4 protein-coding genes and 3 pseudogenes are annotated in these 3,983 nt (G+C 42.4%); all 7 read left to right on the forward strand.

What is annotated here, in order from left to right:
- Positions 1–337 (forward strand): annotated as a pseudogene (locus tag B4H32_RS08840) (integrase core domain-containing protein); the annotation flags it as partial.
- A 333-nt stretch (positions 338–670) separates the two neighbouring features.
- Positions 671–1,180 (forward strand): rhodanese-like domain-containing protein, encoded by a 510-nt coding sequence (locus B4H32_RS08845; RefSeq protein WP_010589149.1) that lies wholly within the window; start codon positions 671–673, stop codon positions 1,178–1,180.
- A gap of 62 nt (positions 1,181–1,242) precedes the next feature.
- Positions 1,243–1,527: pseudogene (locus B4H32_RS12850) on the forward strand (serine acetyltransferase); the annotation flags it as partial.
- Between the two features lie 114 nt (positions 1,528–1,641).
- Positions 1,642–1,917, forward strand: coding sequence for a HEAT repeat domain-containing protein (locus tag B4H32_RS12855; protein WP_414630961.1), 276 nt, complete (start codon positions 1,642–1,644; stop codon positions 1,915–1,917).
- Positions 1,907–2,191 carry a gamma-butyrobetaine hydroxylase-like domain-containing protein gene (locus B4H32_RS08855; protein ID WP_004682734.1) on the forward strand — a complete coding sequence of 95 codons (285 nt, stop codon included), beginning with the start codon at positions 1,907–1,909 and terminating at the stop codon, positions 2,189–2,191. The genes B4H32_RS12855 and B4H32_RS08855 overlap by 11 nt, the downstream gene beginning before the upstream one ends.
- Before the next feature lie 141 nt (positions 2,192–2,332).
- Positions 2,333–3,676: a chromate efflux transporter gene (chrA, locus tag B4H32_RS08860; protein ID WP_286802240.1), complete on the forward strand. Its 1,344-nt coding sequence runs from the start codon at positions 2,333–2,335 to the stop codon at positions 3,674–3,676.
- Positions 3,677–3,749: 73 nt separating this feature from the next.
- A pseudogene (locus tag B4H32_RS08865) lies at positions 3,750–3,983 on the forward strand (transposase domain-containing protein); the annotation flags it as partial.

A 3,983-nucleotide genomic window follows, 5' to 3' on the forward strand; every position in this document is an offset into this window, starting at 1 on the left:
AAAGAATGTGATTCATCATTCCGATAGAGGTGTTTAATATCTTTCTATTCGCTATACCCATCGTTTAGAAGCAGCAAATTTACGAGCATCAGTCGGTACAACGGGTGATTCATACGATAATGCTTTGGCTGAAACGGTGAATGGCTTATACAAAACAGAGGTGATTGAATATTTAAAAGCAGATTGGCAAGGTTTAGCAGATGTACAACTTGCGACATTAAATTGGGTAGATTGGTTCAACAAAAAGCGTGTACACAGTGCACTGGGTTATGTATCGCCTTTTGAGTTTGAAGAAATCTACTATGATAAGATTAATCCGTTAGGTCAGGTGGCCTAACTTAAATAAAAAAGTCTCCGACAAACCCGATACGGTTCAGGTTTTACTTGATCCACCTTATATACATTAACCTTGAATTCGATTTAAGGTTAACTTATATAGGTGTGGGTTTGATGTAAATTTAAAATATTTAATTGTGATAAATAAATCTCTAATCATACAATCCACTTAAAATAAGATTTTTAGTTTTAAAATCCATATCCACACTCATTTAATAAAATCCTTCTATTTATCAAAAATAGATATATAAATAAATTTTGATTATTTTCCTGAATATAAAAACAGTCCTAAGATAAAAACATCATCCAGCTGATGTATAAAGGTTATAAAAAAATGAATGCTCAATTTGATTCTACCCAAGCCGTAGAATCCACAACTACAATTCACGGTTTATCTGCAAACCCACAAGAAATATTACAGCGTGCCCACCACTATGCTGATGAAAATGAACTCGATTTTACGGGCAGTGTGCCGCCTGTCGAAGCATGGTGTCTGGTTGAACAGGGTCATGCTGTTTTAGTTGATGTGCGTACCAGTGAGGAACGCAAATTTGTCGGTTATGTACCTGAAAGTATCCATGTTGCATGGGCAACTGGCACCTCATTCAACCGCAATCCGCGCTTCCTGAAAGAACTTGAAAGCAAGGTCGGCAAGGATAAAACCATTCTGTTGCTCTGCCGAAGTGGCAAACGTTCGGCTCTGGCCGCAACTGCTGCATTTAGCGTGGGTTTTGCCCAGGTCTACAATGTGCTTGAGGGTTTTGAGGGTGACCTGAATGAATTGCAGCAACGCAACCAAAGCAATGGCTGGCGTACCCACCAGTTACCGTGGTTACAAGATTGATGCTGTTTTTTCACCCAGCGATTTTCAGATTAATTTAATACTTGGTTTTGCAAGGAATCAGCGTGAGCAAATGGAAAATCCAGCCTGTTGTTGAGGGCTTACAACAAGCACGTCATGAATGGCGTGAACGTCAACATCGCATCAAGGAGTTTGGCGGACGTGAACTGCCTTCCAGGGAATCTCTTAAATCCATACTGGATGACTTGTGTGGCATTTTATTTCCAATGCGACTAGGACCAAGTGACCTGCGTCAGGAAACGGAGGACTATTACATTGCCTATACGCTTGATCGTGTGCTGAATGAGCTGTTCTCACAGGTTAAGCTGGCCTTGAATTACGAGGCCAAAAGTCGGGTAAAGCAAGTTCCTGTCTCCAGTAATGACCATTTGCTCTACGAGCAGCAAATTGCTTTGGCCAAGACCATTGGCAAGCTGAAAGCGGTCGAACTGGAAAATATCCTGTTGCAACAACTGGATGACAGCTATTGGCAAGTGCGAATTGCAGTGACGCGTAGTCTGGGCTTACTGAAAGCCAAATCTGCGATTACAAAATTACAGGAAAATTTCCAGCATGACATCAGCAACTTGCGTAAGGAAGTGGCAATTGCATTAGGTGAAATTGGCGGCGAACAAGCACAGAATATTTTATTACAACACGCCGAAGACCCCGATCCAGAAGTACGTAAATCGATTCGTATTGGACTGGCCTTGATTCAGGAGAAACTTAATGCAGCTTGAACCAACTGAAATCAAGGTCAATGTTGAACAACAACTTTTATTGCTGAGTTGGGCAGATGGTCAGCATAAGAATTTTAGCCATGAGCAATTGAGAGCCAATTGCCCCTGCGGATTTTGCCGTGCCAGTCGTTTACGACAGAAAGAGATTCAGTATCCTGAAAATGTTGCCATTTCAGCGATTTACTCACAAGGCTACGGCATTCAAATCTGCTTTGATGATGGACATGATAAAGGCATATTTCCGTGGGCATTTTTGAAAGAACTTATGGTTTAATAAAAACATTCAAAGTGATGAAAATATCTTTAACAACTCTGCCATTTCATCATTTTGAATGATTCACTCCTTAAAATATCGAGGTTAAATCAGTCCAGCTATTCATCATTCGCCATAAAAACAAATTCTTTGGAAATTTCCATGCAACCATCAGATACCCTACCTCCGATTCAATCTGTCTCCTTCTGGGATGCTTTTCGCTTCTGGCTTAAATTGGGGTTTATCAGCTTTGGCGGGCCTGCTGGCCAAATAGCGGTAATGCATCAGGAACTTGTGGAAAATAAACGCTGGATTTCTGAAAAAAGCTTTTTGCCCGCACTCAACTATGATTTTGGCGAGTCTGGCCCAGAAGCACAACAACTTGCCATTTATATTGGCTGGCTCATGCACCGAACCGCAGGTGGCTTAGTTGCTGGCATTTTGTTTGTTCTGCCATCATTATTTATCCTGATTGCCCTATCATGGATTTATGTTCAGTTTGGTGATGTACCGATTATTGCAGGCCTGTTTTACGGGATTAAACCTGCCGTAACCGCAATTGTATTCCATGCAACTTACCGCATTGGCAGCCGCTCACTAAAAAATGCTTATCTTTGGTTGATTGCGGTGGCTGCGTTTATTGCCATCTTTGTGTTCAACACCCCTTTTCCCTTAATCATTTTAGCGGCTGCGATTGCTGGCTATGTGCTGAGTAAGCAAAAACCAGATTTATTTAACGCTCAGGCTTCCCATCAAAATGATCATAAAAGTTATGGGGCAGCCCTGATAGATGATGATACCCCGACGCCTGCACATGCAGTTTTCCATTGGGCCAGACTCGCCAAAATCCTGAGCATTGCAGCATTACTCTGGTTTGTTCCAATGCTGGTTTTGACTCTGGGACTGGGATGGCAACATGCCTATACCCAAATGGCATGGTTCTTTACCAAAGCTGCCTTGCTGACTTTTGGCGGTGCGTATGCGGTTTTACCCTATGTCTATCAAGGTGCGGTCAATCATTATGCATGGCTGGATCCAACCCAGATGATTGATGGTCTGGCACTGGGTGAAAGTACCCCAGGCCCACTGATTATGGTGGTGGCTTTTGTTGGCTTTCTAGGCGCATATAACCATGCATTATTGGGTGCTGATCATTTATTTTTAGCTGGGACAATTGGAGCAGTTATTGTCACATGGTTTACATTCCTGTTTTCCTTTGTGTTCATTCTCGCAGGTGCTCCGATGATTGAATCCACGCATAATGAACTTAAATTTACTGCGCCACTCACGGCGATTACTGCTGCTGTGGTCGGTGTCATTCTCAATCTTGCCTTGTTCTTTAGTTATCATGTGCTCTGGCCAAACGGCTTTCATCACCCTTTTAATTATGAAGCGGCATTTATTACTTTGGCTGCATGTATTGCACTATTCAAATTTCAGCTCAATGTGGTGTATGTGATTTTTGCTTCGGCCTTTTGTGGTTTAATCCTCTATATGGGTGTTTAAACATGCATACACAACTTAAGCAATTATAAGAGAGGTGGATCAGGAAAAAGACTGACGGTATAGCAGAACAGCGCCGCTTTGTAACAATTGGATAGAGAATCAGATGCGTCCCTGGGGGTTGGGACGCAAGAACTGGTTATTTGCAGGTTCGCTGCGTAGTGGTCAACGAGCGGCCAATATCATGACTTTAATCCAGTCAGCAAAGCTGAATGGGCTGGATCCGTATGCCTATCTCAGTGATGAGCTGAAAAAACTGCCGACGCATAAAGTGACCCAAATAGAAGAATTGCTACCACACCGCTGGAAA

The organism is Acinetobacter sp. UBA2063, from assembly GCF_002333245.1.
GTDB classification, from domain to species: domain Bacteria; phylum Pseudomonadota; class Gammaproteobacteria; order Pseudomonadales; family Moraxellaceae; genus Acinetobacter; species Acinetobacter parvus.

Excerpts from the sequence above, each read along its gene's own strand:
- B4H32_RS08855 (WP_004682734.1), top strand. The coding sequence starts at position 1,907 with ATGCAGCTTGAACCAACTGAAATCAAGGTCAATGTTGAACAACAACTT.
- chrA (WP_286802240.1), top strand. The coding sequence starts at position 2,333 with ATGCAACCATCAGATACCCTACCTCCGATTCAATCTGTCTCCTTCTGG.
- B4H32_RS08845 (WP_010589149.1), top strand. The coding sequence starts at position 671 with ATGAATGCTCAATTTGATTCTACCCAAGCCGTAGAATCCACAACTACA.